This is a genomic window from Phaeodactylibacter sp. (genome assembly GCF_022763345.1).
Lineage (GTDB): Bacteria > Bacteroidota > Bacteroidia > Chitinophagales > Saprospiraceae > Phaeodactylibacter.
Genome location: NZ_JALEGS010000095.1, coordinates 1 through 14,736, shown reverse-complemented (window position 1 = coordinate 14,736; position 14,736 = coordinate 1). Strand labels below are relative to the sequence as shown.

Genomic DNA, 14,736 nt, shown 5'->3' with positions numbered 1-14,736 from the left:
GTGACATAGAAAAGCTGCACCCTCAAGTGCCGAAACAGACCCCAGCGGGGTCACCCATCAGTAACGTAGGCTATATGCCAGCACTGACCCTGTAGGGGTCACACCTTCAACTGATCGTTGACGACTACAGCGGCAGGGGCCTACTCACGGAAGCACCAGGGCGTGATACGGGGATGCTACAAGTTGACGAATGAGGTACAGCTTATGTGGCAGGCCAATGGACCGCTGACAGCTTCAAGTTTAGATTGTTTGATGATAAGATAACCTACTCACAGAAGAGCCGACAGCTGATAAACCGACAACGGCGCAGGAAATTAAAGCGCTATTCCCTAAATTAGGAAGACGGCATATTTGCTGGTTTTCCTGGCTAGCAAAAATGTATCCCTCAACTGTAGCTCCGCAACCCCTGGTATAGTGGAAGAACCTGCCGGATCCTGGTAAAGACCGGAAGGGAAGCGCCCCGACAGGACTGCTGGTGTAGAGCTTAAACCAAGACCTTACCAGGTGCTCTGCCCGGCCTTTCCTGGAAGAACCTGCCGGACCCCGGTAAAGACCGGGGAAAGCGCCCCGACAAGGCTGGCCCTCCTTGCTTTATTGCCCCAAAAGATTTAATATTGTTGTATCCCTGTGGCTATTACAATCATCGGCCACTTCCCCAACTTGCAAAATAGACTCATTCGCCTTTGTGGACTCGCATAGGCTTAATCCTATTTTGTATGGTTGTCAAAAAGAGGCCGCCGCGGTTGATACCGACAGATAAAAGAAGCTGGGAGCGTTATGTGATATTGCTGATACTGTTGATTGGCAGCACTGCTCTGCTGTTTTACGGGAACGATTTCGCTAAACTTTCACCTGAAAGAAGGCAAAAGCTGGAAAAGGAGCTGGAAGAGCTTGAGAATGCGGAACAGTATGCCTTAGTTGCCGCAATAGATGGATGGTATCCTTGTTTTCACTGCAAAAACACGGACCACATATTTCTCCTTAAAAGTGAAGTTTGGAAGTATGGCGTAACCAGAAAAGGTGAAAAAGAAAGGTATGGCACTGGACTTCTAGATCGCCGATTAATTTACACCATTCAGTACACAGGTCAACTTCAAGAGTGCTTGAAGCAAGAAAAGATTAAGATTTATACGTATGCATTACTTCCGGAGAACCTTAAAAGACAACATCCATTAATACGTCCACCTGGGAACAAACGAGATACTTAAATGAAAACTACCACCACCCGTACCTTCCGCCTCGGTCTCATGGTCGAAGAAAAAGATCTCCCAGCCATACACGATAAGTTCAATAAGCTGGAAGATGATCTGAATGCAATCGTTGGAGAGGAACAGTTGCCTACGATTTACGTGACCTTAGATCTCCGCAAATACCCCGCAGAAGATAGCTTGGAATTGACAAAAGGGAAAGTAATACTGCATTTATGCTTGCAGGGTATGGAGCTGACTAATTTTCGTTCGGAGGTAGTCGGACAGTTGACTAAATGGCTAGATGGTGTGGAAGGCATTCCTGAACTGTTGACCGATAAGATAATGCTACTCGGGGATACATAATACACCAATAGGAACCAGCCTAATTAATCATTGGCCTTTGTAAGATCACAAGGGAAGAATTCCTGTTTTTTATGATTTTCACCACCCGCACTTTCCGCCTCGGCCTGATGGCCGAAGAAGCTGATTTGAAATTTGTCCCTGATGTCCTGAAGGAGCTGGAAGATGATTTCAATACCGCAGCAGAAGGCTTGACCCTGCCTGTTTTATACGTAGTCATTGACCTGCGTATCAACAAAGACAGAGACACCTTTGACTGGGATGAGACCCAAATTGCATGGTATGTACCGGTCGAACGGGAAGATGCATCCGCTGAAAGATTCCGGCAGGCGGTGATCAGGCAGGTGCTGGAGCGATTGCGGGAGTTGGAGGAGGTGCCTGCTGCGCTGATCGGAAGGATAAAAAAGCTCAGGAGTACCACATAGAGCTGTCGGCACGAAATGACTTTTCAAATAAGCAGAGTATGCCAGTTTGGTAGCCTGAGCTACTTTTAATCCAGCCACTTCCCATACCATCCTTCTGCTGCAAATACCTCTTTAACATTTTGATAGAAAGCTTTCACATCAAATTCAGGAATATTAAGGGCAGCAAGTCGATCAATGCCCTGGAGATAAGCATTTTCAAGCATCAGGATACGATTTGTAGTTTTTTCTTCATAGTCTCCATAAGGTACAGAGACTGCAACATCTGCAATGCGGCGTTCTGCATCGTAGTGTGCGTAAGGAAGGTTAATTTGCTCTCCCTCCGGCATCAAAATAAAGCTGAAGTAGTAACGCTGAAGCCCCTTCCCAAAATCACTGAGATTAATGGAATCATGCAGGGCATACAGAAATGGGCTAAAATCCACTTTCGGAAGTATATCGTGCCAAATCCGTCCACTAATATAAATTTGACGGTCTTGGGGTAATATGCCGTTGGCTATTGTCATTTCAACTATCAGTTTTATTTCCAGGAGGCCTGATTAGCTCTACAGACCGCATTAATGCTTCTGGCAATGTTGGGTAATAATAGATTTTCCTTTTTTCTTCTTTTAAACAGGCTGCGTAGTCTCCTTTAAATTGAGGAACATAGTATAAATCCATAGCTCCAAAGTTTCCAGCAGGGTACCTTATCTGTTCCCCCTTTCTTGTAACACCGTATTTCCAAACCTCGCCCTTCTTTAAAAATATGGTAGTTGAGCCATCCATACAAGAAAAACAAGGAAAATGACCATTTACAGCAGCAATCAAAGCATATTGCTCAGCATTATCGATTTCGTCCAGTTCACGAGCTAACTTTGCTTTTCGTTCTGGACTAAGTTCGACATTTCCATCTTGATCAAGAACAATTATGGAGGATGTACTATCTTCCTCTTGTCCCATCCAAAGCCCGGCTCCTAATGCAGCGCATACAATCAAGAGCAAAAAATGGTAAGGCGTTCGTTTTTTTTCTAATGTAGCCTCATCAACGCCATTAGATTCAATTGCCTGACTCTGAATATTTCGAGTTTTATCAGAAATTGGAAGTTTCACCATGATTTCTACAGTGAGCTAGCCAAATATAAGCAATTACAACAACATTGCTGGTTCAAATCGAAGTATAAATATTCATAACAATTGTTATAAACAACTACTAATCGCGCTTTCCGTCTCAGAGGCCTCTCAGCCATATACGATCCCTTCAATGCCACTGAAAAAGCTTTTAATAGGATTGCCGAATAGAAACAATTGTTCAAGACTTGCCTAATATTACTGGCTTTCTGAAAGTATGTAGCAGCTAACCCCCTGAAGGCGAAAACAGAAGCGTTGTGCTAGATACTATCCCATTTTCCGCGAAAGCAGCACCGAAGCAAAATCACATTCCGGATCCTCCGGTACAAAGTCAAGGACCGTCATGCCCAGGCTATGGAGTACTTCCTGATACGCTGCCGGCGAAAGGCTGCTGTGGTAGACCGGTTGCCCACCTACGTGGCCGGTAACTTCCCCCGCATCAGGGCCCACGGTCAGCAAGAGCAGGCCTTCCGGTTGCAAATGTTGGGCAAACCGGACCAAAGTTGCGCGTTGCTCAGCGGGCGTCAGGTGGAAAAAGCTGTGCCAACTGATGATGCCCTGAAAGGATTTTGGCAAGTCCAACGCCCGCATGTCCATTCGGTGCCAAGTGCTGTCGGGGAAGCGCGCTTTCGCCAGCTCAACCATGGGCGCTGCGAAGTCGATACCAGTGACTTCATAGCCCTGCTCTATGAAATAACGCCCGATCGGCTCCCCTCCCCCGCAACCGGCATCAAGAATAGCCGCTGATGCAGGCAACAAATTCTCAAACCGGCGAAGCCATTTCTTTTCGAACAGCAACCGGCTGCGCTCGGCGTCGTACTGCAAACCGTACTGTTCGTAGACACTTCTTGTTTTAGCAGCCAATGCGCCGATATTTGCGTTTTTGTCCATGTTTTTTAGTGATTAAAGGCCTGCATAAAGAGTAATCCTAACGGCCTACACCTTTTGCCCAATGTAAAACACGTAGCCATAGTACTGCTTAAACCGTTCGTACAAATCAGCTTCTGCCCGGTCGTTTTCAATAAAGGCCTTCACAGCAGGATTGCCGGGATGCTTTTCCAGGAAGGCTTCCCGCACCGCAATCTGCGGACTGTAGTAATGATCGGTCCAGCAATTCTCCGGGATAACGAAAGCAGCCCTGGGCGTATAACCTGCGGCTTCCATCTGCCCCATTTTAGCGGAAGCGGTGTTGATCTCCGGGTAAGCAGCGCTCCAGTAATCCTGCAGCTCTGAGGGGCGCTCTTGCGTGAGCCAGGTAATTTCTGATACCGCCAGGTAGCCCCCAGTTTTGAGGAAGGCCCACCATTCCCGGATACCACGCTCAAAGCCGATGTTGTAAATGGCGCCTTCGGACCAGATCAGGTCCAGGCTGTCAGGCTTAAAGGGCAAGGCCTCCATATTGCCGGTGATGCCCTTCACCCGGTCTTGCAGCCCAGCTTGTGCAGCATTGGCGCTGAGTTGTTCAATGAAGACTGGGAAAAGATCCAGCGCAGTGACCTGACTGCCGGGCAGATGCTCTGCCAGCAGCAAGGTGTGGGCTCCGGTGCCGCACCCGATATCGGCTATCCGTAAGATTGAATCATGAGTCTCTACAAAGCTGAGGGCCTTTAGGGTCGTTTCCGGGCTGCCGGGGCCCTGTCGTTCCAGCATGGAATAGTATTCGCCTAATAATTCAAAGTCAGATTCCTCCATAGGGTAATGTTGTATTTTATTTTGCCGAAGAAGGCTCTGATCGCCAGTCAGCCCCCAAAGAGGCTTTACACGCTACACAGATGCCGACAGCTTGACCGAACTTCCGGCGGCTGCACCAGTTCAAGCGGTGTAAGCTCATTCAAAGACCGGACCAAATGCAAAATCGTTCTATTTCCTTTTTCCTGATGCTGCCACTGCTACTCACCGCCTGCAATGCCCAGAGACCTGCCCTGCCTGATAGTCAACGGCCGCCCAACCTGATCGAAATGCTTTGCAGCTGCACCAACAGCGAGGGTCAAACCATGCAGGAGGCGGCAAGGCTCTATCAGGAATCCTCAGGTATCAGTTGGGAAGAAGTGTTGAATTCGCCTCCGCACCTGACGGAGGATTGGGTGCGCCGGGACTTTTTCCAGGACAGCGTTTATACCGGCAAACTCCGCGCCATTACGACTCAGGCGAAAAAGGAACGCACCTTCGATCCTGAAAAAGACACCGAAGCCATCTTTGAACGGGCTAAGGAGAACTACCCCTTCTGCGCCCGGCAAATGCGGTCCAGGATGGTCTCTTTATTCTGAGAGACCGTATCAGACCTTCTCATCCACGCCCTTTGCCGCTTTCTGGTCCATAAACCAATGCAGTTGACCGTGTGTGGGCTGTACATGCGCTGCGGGGTAATCAGCCGCTCCGGGTGCCTTGTTAAGGATAGCAGAAACTTTTTCCGCTTTGCTTTGCCCGGTGACCAGGAAGGCGACTTCCCGGGCATTATTCAGCACGTGACCGGTTAGCGTTACCCGCTCCTGGCCACTTACCGGATGTTCTGCCAAAGCACAAACCTCTTCTGCTTTCAGCAATTCCATCTGATGGGGAAAAATGGATGCAGTATGGCCGTCTCCACCCATACCCAGCATAATAAGGTCAAATACCGGCCATCCCTCTTGCATGGGCAGGCATTCCTTGATTTCCTCTCCGTAACGTCCCGCTTCGGCCTCAGCCGGCAACTCCCCGCGCAAACGGTGAACGTTGCAGGACGGTACGCCTACTGGTGTCAGGAACAGGTCGTCTGCCATTTTAAAATTGCTTTCGGCATCATCCGGGGGCACGCATCGTTCATCGCCCCAAAAAAAGTGGATTTGTTCCCAATCTATCCGATCTTGGTACTCTTCTGTCCAGAGCCGGAACAACACAGCGGGAGTGCTCCCCCCCGAAAGGGCGACATTCACCGGCTCTTTTTTTTCAGCCAGCCATTTCTCGAAAAACTCAGCGAAGTTACGGGCCACCTGCCCAGGAGTATCTGCAATGTGGATGTGCATATGGCTTCAGGTTTTTGTGTGTGCCGCTAAAGTTCGCAAAAATTCCGGGAGTCTGTCAAGTTCCGGCAGGGATTTCGCCAGCTTACCCGCTCGCCATCAATGAGGTTGTCTGCCACATCGGGCCCCCAGGTACCGGCCGGATAGCCGTATAGCTTGATGTCCGGATTGTTCTTCCACGCATTCAGGATCGGGTCCACAAAGCGCCAGGCTTCTTCCACACTGTCGCCCCGTGCATACAGCGTCGCGTCCCCTTTCATGGCATCCAGAATCAGGCGCTCGTAAGCTTCGGGCACGTGCGCATCGGTCAGGTCGGAATAGTGGAAGTCCATCTCTACATTCTTCACATTGAAGCCGGCACCGGGCACTTTCATGCCAAATTGCAGCAGCAGCCCCTCGTCCGGCTGAATGCGCATGATCAGCTGATTGTTCATGTTCATCATTTCTTCATTGCTGCGGAACAAATGATGGGGAGGCGATTTAAAATAGACCACCACCTCAGTGGCTTTGGTAGGCAGGTGTTTGCCGGTTCGGATGTAGAAAGGCACCCCTGCCCAGCGCCAGTTGTCGATAAAAAACTTCAGGGCAACGTAGGTTTCTGTCATGGAATCATCCCCCACGCCTTTTTCTTCCCGGTAGCCTTTGATGTGCTTACCGCCAATATCCGCACCGATGTACTGCCCCCGGATGGCATAATGCTCCACCTCCGACTCTGCAATGGGGCGCAAAGCTTTGAAGAGCTTGAGCTTCTCGCTGCGGATTGACCCGGCATCTGCATTGATAGGCGGCTCCATGGCTACGTGCGCCACAATTTGCAGCAGGTGGTTTTGGACCATATCCCGAAGCGCACCGGAGGAATCGTAGTAGCCGCCCCGGTCGCCCACCCCAATTTTTTCAGCGGAAGTTATTTCGATATGGTGGATGTAATTGCGGTTCCAAAGCGGTTCGAATATCCCATTGGCAAACCGCGTCACCAAGAGATTTTGCACAGTCTCTTTGCCCAGGTAGTGGTCAATCCGGTATATCTGTTCTTCATCGAAATGCTGCTGCAGGCTTTTGTTCAGGCTTTGAGCAGAGTCCATGTCATAGCCAAAAGGTTTTTCAATAATCAGCCTCCGGAAACAGCCCTCCTTTTTGTTCAGGTCTTCCTGGGCCAGGTACTTCGGGATTTCGGTGTACAGGCGGGGGGGGACCGACAAATAGAAGACGTAGTTGCCCGATGTGCCCATTTGCTCGTCGATCTTCTGCAGGCGCTGTCGAACCTTGGGATATTCCCTGGCTTCGAGGGTGTCAATGGGTTCGTAAAACAATTTCTGGGCGAAGTCTTGCTTCTTGCTGTCCTCGATAAATTCGTTGTCTGTAAAAACCTCCTGCCGAAAGGCGTCATCGCTATAATCCGTGCGGCTGACGCCCAGCACAGCGAACGACTCAGGAAGCAGACCGCTGCAATAAAGCTCGTAAATAGCTGGGAGCAACTTGCGCTTGGCCAGGTCGCCGGAAGCACCGAAAATCACAAAAACCTGTGGGTCCATTGGGTTATTTTTTGATGAATTCGAGCAGTGCCATGCAACCAGGAATGCATAGCCCTGTTTTAACAAAAGGCTGGACAGCCACTAAAGTTCTAATACAGACATTAATTACCTATGAAGATTGGACTTGCTGCCGACCACGGTGGCTTCGACCTTAAAAACCAAATTGCCCAATGGCTCCAGGAGGCGGGCTTCGGGATCACCGATCTTGGAGCGCATGCCTACGAGGCACAAGACGACTATCCGGATTTGGTGCACCCGCTAGCTGAAGCCGTAGCTACAGGCGAAGTAGACCGCGGTATAGCCGTATGTGGCAGCGGCGTGGGCGCAGCAATCGTAGCCAATAAAACCAAAGGGGTCCGCGCCGCCCTCATCACTGAAACCTACTCTGCCCGGCAAGGGGTGGAGCACGATGATATGAACCTGCTTTGCCTGGGCGGAAGGGTCATAGGCCCTGAACTTGCCCGGGAACTGGTCTTTGCTTTCGCGAAAGCGCAGTACAGCGGTGAAGAACGTCACGACCGCAGGCTGCAAAAACTTCAACAAATCGAAAATGCCAACAATGGATAATAAAGGATACGACTTCGGCATGATTGGCCTGGGTGTAATGGGCCGCAATTTCATCCTCAATGTGCTTGATCATGGCTTTTCAGCTGCCGGGCTGGACCTGGATGCTGAAAAAGCGGCTGCACTGGAAAAAGAAGGAGAAGGCAAGCCCGTGATGAGCACAACGGACACCGCCACATTCGTAAAGGCACTCGCCCAACCGCGCAAAATCATGCTGCTGGTCCCTGCTGGCAAAGCAGTGGATAGCGTCATTGAATCCCTCCTCCCCCACCTTGATGAAAAGGACCTGATCATCGATGGGGGGAATTCCTATTTCCCGGATACCGACCGCCGCTTTGAACAGCTTAAGGCCAAAGGCATCCGCTTTATGGGCATGGGAGTTTCCGGTGGTGCAGAAGGCGCAAGGCGCGGGCCGAGCATTATGCCGGGCGGAGACCCGGAAGCCTATCAGCTAGTGGCTCCGATCCTGGAGGCGGTGGCGGCCAAAGCTAAAGGCGAGCCCTGCGTGGCGCACCTGGGCAACGGTGCTGCAGGGCACTACGTCAAAATGGTGCACAACGGCATAGAGTATGGGCTGATGCAACTATTGGCTGAAGCCTATGACATCCTCAAAAATGCAGGAAAGCTGGATAATCCGGCACTACATGAAACTTTCAAAAAGTGGAATGAGGGTGCACTGGAGTCTTTCCTGGTGGAAATCACCAGTAAAATTTTTGCTCAACCCGATGATCAGGGCGAAGGTTGGCTGGTGGATAAAATTCTGGACAAAGCCAAGCAGAAGGGCACGGGCAAATGGACCTCCCAAAACGCAATGGACCTTGGCATCCCGGTGCCTACTATTGATGCAGCAGTAACTATGCGCGGACTATCGGCATTCAAGGCAGAACGGGCGGCAACCGCCCCTCACTACAGCCGGTCGATTGAAAGCTACCCGGCTGTGGATCAGGCGCAATTGGTCAGTCAGGTCGGTGAGGCCTTACATTTTGCTTTTATGATCACCTACGCACAAGGCATGCACCTGTTAGCAGAAGCCTCCCGGGAGTACGGTTTCAACCTCAACCTCGAAACGATCGCCAAAATCTGGCGGGGCGGGTGCATCATCCGGGCAGAAATTCTGGAGGACATGCGTCAGGCGTATCAGCAGGAACCGGAACTGAATAACCTGGTGCGGTCGCCACTCTTCCAAAGTTCTTTGCTCTATGGACAACGTGGTGCGAGGAGCGTCATTCAAACCGCTGCACAGTTTGGCATCCCTACTCTTGCCCTGTCCTCCACCCTAAATTACTTTGATGCTTACCGGGATGAGCGCCTGCCCCTTAACCTGGTACAGGCACAACGAGACTTTTTCGGATCGCACACTTATGAGCGGACGGACCGGGAAGGCATTTTTCATACGGCATGGGAGTAGGCAGAAAAGATGAGCCCCGAAACCAACGTATTCCCTTTAGTTTACGCTCTTTGAGAGCTTGGAAAGCATAGGAAGCGTGGATTTCGGGGATCATTCAGGTAAGCGACATGAGTTAAATCCGGTCCATTTTGGCAGACCTAATTCTATAATGTTTGCCAGAATAGCTGCTATTTCTGGCATATAGGACCATTAGGAGCCAAAAGGTACGGAAACCCCCAGCCAGGGAAAGACAATCAGTGACCCTACATCTCCAAATGGAATTAAGCCTCCATAGTCCAGAGTAATTGAGGGCCATACCGTGCGCCCTCCTATCATAATAATCCCCGAAGTAAACCCTGCAGTGCTAACAAAAAAATTATCGGTAACCAGATACCCTTTCTGACCAACGCGGTAGGTCCCACTGAAAGTGATAACAGGAGTTTGGGCAAAGTTACCATTTGCGTAACCATATCCCAGGCCGAAGCTGGCATTACGGTTTTTATCGCCAAGTGTAGCGGTACCAATGAGAAATCCAAAGCCACCTCCATCCGTACCTCCGCCTAAGACTGTTCCGACAAGGGCGCTGCCACCAATATTAAACTTGTCTTTTGAAATGGGTACACTAACTTTAGGATTAAGCCAAACTGGTGTGGGGGCACCGCCAAAAAGAAACAGGGGAACAGCACCCAAGCCGATAGAAACGTGATCTGTGATCCCTACATTTAATTGATTGAAAAATATCCAGTTGTTTTGATAATACCCTTCCCCAGCTGCTAAGCCGTAACCACTTGGTGTTATGAAATACCGGGAGGCAAATGAGTTTGGCTCCCACAGCTCTCCGTCTCTAAGAGAACTTGTAGAAGACACCATTGTAATTTTTTTGATATTTTCTTTGGGGATATTGATAACACCGAGCGTTTGAGTTTCCACTTGGACAGTAGCACCCTCCTGGCTTAGGATTTTGCCCACATAGGTATTACCGTCAGTTGTCGTAACAATGAAAAGCCTGGAGGTATCACTACTTTCTTCATAGTGCTCTTCCAGACTAGCAAGGTAGCTGGAGTTGCTTTGCTGGTCTTGGTATTGCAGGGTTCCGGCTTGCTGTAAATTAACGTTCCGAATAAGCGCTTGCTCATCATCGAAGGCACGGTAACTGACGACCTCGTCATTTGTGCTTTCAATAAATATTGGCGAAGCGCCATCGGAAATCGTAATGGAAATATCTTGAGCGGCGAGCAATCCAATATCGGACAGAAATATACCCACCAAGAGAACAGCGCTAAAATACTTTTGCATGTGGCTACAGAGTTTAGTCACTGTAAATTACAATTTTTTGTTTAAATTGTAAAAAGCTGCTTAGTAAGACCCGGCATTTTCTCGCTATTTTGTAAAATAGTGAGAAAATGCCGAAATAACACAAGTAAGAAAAGCCAGGGAAACAACCCAGCTGCCCCGTATTAAAGCGGCGTTAACCTGCGTGCCTGGCTGGAAGCTCAGCTAAAAACCAGCGGTGCCAACAAAGTCTGGTATGAAAAGATTTGAGAACATTGGTTCTGTTTTTTTAATTAAGGCATGCTAAAAGCAACCTGTATAACATCACTTCATGCATCAATTAGACCAGTATTTTAAGTCCAGCCGCGATTTCCCCAAGATAGAAGTAGAGGAAGGGTTCCGGTTTATTGAGTACAGGTCCTATGAACAGATGAACCGAATACGCACCTGGTCTTCTCAGCACTTTATCGTTTTCGTATTGCAGGGGGAGAAGGTTGTCGAAGCTGGAGGCGCCAAATTTCCTGTAACGGCTGATAAAGCATTGTTCCTGCGCAAGGGCAGCTATCTGATGTCTGAAATACCTATTGATCAGGGCGTATTCCAAAGCGTCCTCTTTTTTCTGGATGAACCTTTTCTGGAGCAATTTGCCCACCGACATGCAGATTTGCTTCCCACCCCAAACCGGGCCAGTCAGGCACCGGGGATCCGGTTGCACATCACAGAACCGGTAAGCCAGTTTTACCATGCGGTACTGCCTTATTTCAACACGCCGCTCAACGAAGCCCGCCGCCGGGGCCTTACCCTCAAACTGGAAGAACTACTGCTCAACCTGATTGCTGAGCCTGAAAACGCAAGCTTTGCTTTATTTCTGAATGGACTGCTACAGAGCAAGCCTACTATTGCCTCTGTAATGGAACAAAATTTCATGCTCAATTTACCGATGTCTGCATTTGCCCAATTGGCACAACGCAGCCTGTCAGCGTTTAAACGAGACTTTAAAGCCGCTTATGCTCAACCGCCTGGCCAGTGGCTGCATGAACGCCGGCTTCAACACGGTGCGCATCTGCTGGAACATACCGGGCTGCCAGTCACTCAAATTGCTTTTGAGTGTGGCTTCCAGGATTTATCCCACTTTAGTGCGGCTTTCAAAAAAGCTCACCGGTTAAGCCCCTCCGATTACCGGAAAAGGGCTGCTGCACACAGCTTTTGAGCTCGGTACCAAAGCATGGGCATTCAGGATGCCGTATTTTGCCCTAAAAAAATGTCAACCACTACACCACTTAACTTTCTGGACAACCTCCGTCCGCTCTTCAGCTATTACAAGTCACTTGGTGAACGAGCTATGGCACAGGCCCCTGACGACGCGCTCTTTCTCACTATTGACAATAGCCAGAATAGTATTGCAACTATCGTTAAGCACCTGCATGGTAATATGCTGTCACGTTGGACCAACTTCCTGACCGAGGATGGGGAAAAACCCTGGCGGGACCGGGAAGGGGAATTTAATCCGACCTTCGTAAATCGAACCGAGGTTATGCAGGCCTGGGAGGAAGGCTGGGCTTGTTTGTTTGAAGCGATCGATCTTTTGAAGCCTGAGCAACTGCAAGATCTCATTTACATTAGAAACGAAGGGCATACGATACTGGAGGCGCTGCAGCGGCAGCTTGCTCATTACAGCTATCATTGCGGTCAAATCGTACTACTGTCTAAACAGGCTGTCGGGGAGCATTGGCAATCTTTGAGCATTGCCAGGGGCGGAACCCAAGCTTATAACGCAAAGCGCTTTGATCAACCAAAAGTAAGAAAGCGATTCTACGAATAAGAAAAAAGTATCATATCGAGCCAAGTCCTATGCATGACTCCTAAAAAAATAGACGATAAGACCTTATTACACATTTCATTTATGTGAATATTTTTTTACTTTTGTAAGGACACTATTTTTTTAAAGTCGATTTAACGGCTAGAGAGCTTAACCTTTTGGCGACTACCTAAAACCGAAGCCTGCTGAATAAAAGCTCCGAGAGGCAATCAACATCAAACAATAGCACAGTTGTAACCATCCCTGCCTTTCCCTGATCGATCTGAAAACTAAATCATTTTACAGGAAAAGAAACGTCTTCATTTTTTGGCACAGTAATTGCAAATGACTTGAAGAGTTTCTTTAATATGTAAAATAGCTTGATATGAGAAAACAGAAGAACGAAACCGTAACACTAAATCAGGGCGATAGCGATATCACACTGGATTATGCCGAGCTGCGAAAAGCCGTATTGGTTTTACGCGCCATCAACCATAAGCTGCGTCAGCGGATTATCGGTCTGTTGGAAGAAAGCGAAAGCATGACCGTAACCGATATTTATATCAAACTGCGGCTGGAACAATCTGTAGCTTCGCAGCACCTTGCTATTCTGCGGCGTGCAGGGGTTGTTGATACGGAGCGGCAAGGCAAGTTTATCAACTATTCGCTGAACCGGGACCGCCTTGCGCAAATTTCCCGTCTGGTGGATGAGCTGGCTTCCTAATCAGTCCGGTCCTCTTTTCCTCCGATAAGCGTACTTTTTCCCACTTCTTTTGAAGTGACATTCCGTTTTGTCAATGCCCCCAGGTTGACCTTACAGGTTAGTACCAAGACCTGATTTGGGTGGTTACAAGTTCAAAGCAATAAAAAAGCGGTGCCGGACCAGATCCGAAACCGCTTTTTCATTTTATGAAACCAAACTTCACAGAAAACTGACGCAGTCAGCTTCGATGAAGATTGTACTAAGCGAATTTTGCTTTTTTAGTACGACCAGAGATCGTGCTCAAAGTTGAAAATCTCCTGACGGATCCGTTCTGACTCCATAAGCAAGTCTGTACCGGAAAGGTAATCTTCGAGACGACGGTCGAATACGTTAGACTCCTTGTAGATGTAGCTGGCGAAGAACCGCATTTCAAACAGGTCCTCATAGCTCATCGGGCTGGAGTCATTGGCAATATTGAACACGCGCTCCCGGGCCAGCACCTCACGGGCTTCAGGGTAGTATACCCAGAACATAGGGCGCTCATATCTGAAATTGCCATTATCATCAAACTCCTCGATAAGGGGTGCGATACCGAGGATACGCACCTGCATAGTAGAGGTTTCTTCATCGAAGAACCAAATTTCCTTCAGGCGGTACCGCTTGACATCAGTGGGGTCTACTTCGTTACGGACAATCTGGAAAGTCTCTTCGTACGTTTCCGGGTCCACAGTAGCGATAGTATCCACGCTGGCTCCCATTGAGGCTACCTCATCGGGGGTAAGCGGAATGGAGAACTTATCATCCTCTGTGCTGTAGACAGTAATTTCACCTGCTTCAGCAGCTTCCATTAAAATGGTGAAAAACGGGCGCTCAGGATAAGCAAAAGCAAGGTTCATTTTCTCACGTACATCAATGACCCGCCAGATGCGCTTTTCCCAGAAAATATCTGCCTCACGGATATGGTCGTAAGGTAAAACGCGCTTCTCAAAGGTCAGGCGCTTTTCTACGATATCATCGAGGGGCTTGTCCGCATTCATCTCCCCTGACTCAGTCATGATGATGTTGTCGGGAGTCTGTGCATTGAGCGGACCAGCGAGGAAGAACATCAACAATCCTAAGCTGAAAAATTTCAGAGCGATCTTCATGGCTGATTTTTTAATTTAATTTGTTTGAACGAGAATTTGACCACGGCCAAAAGCCTTAGGATGCGAAAAATACTGCTTTTCCAATGAAGGAAGAAAGTATAGCAGCGGATTAACACCACGTTTTTCCTTTTCGCGCCACCAAATGACCGCAAAAATAAACTATACGCAATACGAAGTGGTTTGCGACATCGGAGCAAGCCACTTCCCAGCGTAAATGCTGACATTGAGTAGGTTTGCTGTGGCAAACCACTTAATCG

The 14,736-nt window shown here is 48.9% G+C and carries 18 protein-coding genes; 9 read left to right on the top strand and 9 right to left on the bottom strand.

All coding sequences use genetic code 11. From position 1 onward, the window contains the following. Positions 1-716 precede the first annotated feature (716 nt). The 3 genes from MRY86_RS24060 to MRY86_RS24050 all read left to right on the top strand — a co-directional run bounded on the left by MRY86_RS24060 (position 717) and on the right by MRY86_RS24050 (position 1,975). Complete coding sequence (locus MRY86_RS24060; protein ID WP_293563943.1) at positions 717-1,208, top strand: hypothetical protein; 492 nt, start codon at positions 717-719, stop codon at positions 1,206-1,208. Continuing rightward, positions 1,209-1,553, top strand: coding sequence for a hypothetical protein (locus MRY86_RS24055; RefSeq protein ID WP_293563941.1), 345 nt, complete (start codon positions 1,209-1,211; stop codon positions 1,551-1,553). It abuts the gene before it with no gap. Between the two features lie 71 nt (positions 1,554-1,624). Next, on the top strand, positions 1,625-1,975 hold the full coding sequence (locus MRY86_RS24050; RefSeq protein ID WP_293563939.1) for a hypothetical protein: 351 nt from the start codon (positions 1,625-1,627) through the stop codon (positions 1,973-1,975). A gap of 65 nt (positions 1,976-2,040) precedes the next feature. On the opposite strand, the gene MRY86_RS24045 is transcribed toward MRY86_RS24050, so the two are convergent. The 4 genes from MRY86_RS24045 to MRY86_RS24030 all read right to left on the bottom strand — a co-directional run bounded on the left by MRY86_RS24045 (position 2,041) and on the right by MRY86_RS24030 (position 4,771). After that, positions 2,041-2,478 carry a hypothetical protein gene (locus MRY86_RS24045; RefSeq protein WP_293563937.1) on the bottom strand — a complete coding sequence of 146 codons (438 nt, stop codon included), beginning with the start codon at positions 2,476-2,478 and terminating at the stop codon, positions 2,041-2,043. 1 nt (position 2,479) lies between these two features. Next, complete coding sequence (locus MRY86_RS24040) at positions 2,480-3,064, bottom strand: hypothetical protein (protein ID WP_293563935.1); 585 nt, start codon at positions 3,062-3,064, stop codon at positions 2,480-2,482. A 282-nt stretch (positions 3,065-3,346) separates the two neighbouring features. Beyond that, the gene (locus tag MRY86_RS24035) at positions 3,347-3,970 is read right to left on the bottom strand and encodes a class I SAM-dependent methyltransferase (RefSeq protein WP_293563933.1); all 624 of its coding nucleotides are present in this window, start codon (positions 3,968-3,970) and stop codon (positions 3,347-3,349) included. 45 nt (positions 3,971-4,015) lie between these two features. Then, complete coding sequence (locus tag MRY86_RS24030) at positions 4,016-4,771, bottom strand: class I SAM-dependent methyltransferase (protein ID WP_293563931.1); 756 nt, start codon at positions 4,769-4,771, stop codon at positions 4,016-4,018. Positions 4,772-4,926: 155 nt separating this feature from the next. Here MRY86_RS24030 and MRY86_RS24025 point away from each other — a divergent pair, with 155 nt between their 5' ends. After that, positions 4,927-5,346 carry a hypothetical protein gene (locus MRY86_RS24025; protein WP_293563929.1) on the top strand — a complete coding sequence of 140 codons (420 nt, stop codon included), beginning with the start codon at positions 4,927-4,929 and terminating at the stop codon, positions 5,344-5,346. Positions 5,347-5,355: 9 nt separating this feature from the next. Here MRY86_RS24025 and pgl read toward each other — a convergent pair whose 3' ends face one another. After that, positions 5,356-6,081: a 6-phosphogluconolactonase gene (pgl, locus tag MRY86_RS24020; protein WP_293563927.1), complete on the bottom strand. Its 726-nt coding sequence runs from the start codon at positions 6,079-6,081 to the stop codon at positions 5,356-5,358. A gap of 26 nt (positions 6,082-6,107) precedes the next feature. Continuing rightward, complete coding sequence (gene zwf, locus MRY86_RS24015; RefSeq protein WP_293563925.1) at positions 6,108-7,610, bottom strand: glucose-6-phosphate dehydrogenase; 1,503 nt, start codon at positions 7,608-7,610, stop codon at positions 6,108-6,110. Between the two features lie 111 nt (positions 7,611-7,721). Between zwf and MRY86_RS24010 the strand changes: the two genes are divergently transcribed. Together MRY86_RS24010 and gndA are read left to right on the top strand one after the other, a co-directional pair. After that, complete coding sequence (locus tag MRY86_RS24010) at positions 7,722-8,177, top strand: RpiB/LacA/LacB family sugar-phosphate isomerase (protein WP_293563923.1); 456 nt, start codon at positions 7,722-7,724, stop codon at positions 8,175-8,177. After that, positions 8,170-9,582 carry an NADP-dependent phosphogluconate dehydrogenase gene (gndA, locus tag MRY86_RS24005; protein ID WP_293563921.1) on the top strand — a complete coding sequence of 471 codons (1,413 nt, stop codon included), beginning with the start codon at positions 8,170-8,172 and terminating at the stop codon, positions 9,580-9,582. Before MRY86_RS24010 ends, gndA begins: the two co-directional genes overlap by 8 nt. A 189-nt stretch (positions 9,583-9,771) precedes the next feature. On the opposite strand, the gene MRY86_RS24000 is transcribed toward gndA, so the two are convergent. Beyond that, complete coding sequence (locus MRY86_RS24000) at positions 9,772-10,857, bottom strand: hypothetical protein (RefSeq protein ID WP_293563919.1); 1,086 nt, start codon at positions 10,855-10,857, stop codon at positions 9,772-9,774. A gap of 307 nt (positions 10,858-11,164) precedes the next feature. On the opposite strand from MRY86_RS24000, the gene MRY86_RS23995 reads away from it, so the two are divergent. From MRY86_RS23995 to MRY86_RS23985, 3 genes are all read left to right on the top strand, one after another. Beyond that, positions 11,165-12,043 (top strand): AraC family transcriptional regulator, encoded by an 879-nt coding sequence (locus MRY86_RS23995; protein ID WP_293563917.1) that lies wholly within the window; start codon positions 11,165-11,167, stop codon positions 12,041-12,043. 51 nt (positions 12,044-12,094) lie between these two features. Next, a complete protein-coding gene (locus MRY86_RS23990) occupies positions 12,095-12,655 on the top strand; it encodes a DUF1572 family protein (protein ID WP_293563915.1) in 561 nt (186 codons plus the stop codon). A gap of 361 nt (positions 12,656-13,016) precedes the next feature. Further along, the gene (locus MRY86_RS23985) at positions 13,017-13,355 is read left to right on the top strand and encodes a metalloregulator ArsR/SmtB family transcription factor (RefSeq protein WP_044146475.1); all 339 of its coding nucleotides are present in this window, start codon (positions 13,017-13,019) and stop codon (positions 13,353-13,355) included. Positions 13,356-13,612: 257 nt separating this feature from the next. Here the strand turns inward: MRY86_RS23985 and gldN are convergent, their stop codons facing one another. Beyond that, positions 13,613-14,479 carry a gliding motility protein GldN gene (gene gldN, locus MRY86_RS23980; RefSeq protein ID WP_293563913.1) on the bottom strand — a complete coding sequence of 289 codons (867 nt, stop codon included), beginning with the start codon at positions 14,477-14,479 and terminating at the stop codon, positions 13,613-13,615. Further along, positions 14,476-14,736: hypothetical protein (locus MRY86_RS23975; protein WP_293563911.1), on the bottom strand; the 261-nt coding region annotated here is incomplete at its 5' end. The genes gldN and MRY86_RS23975, both read right to left, overlap by 4 nt.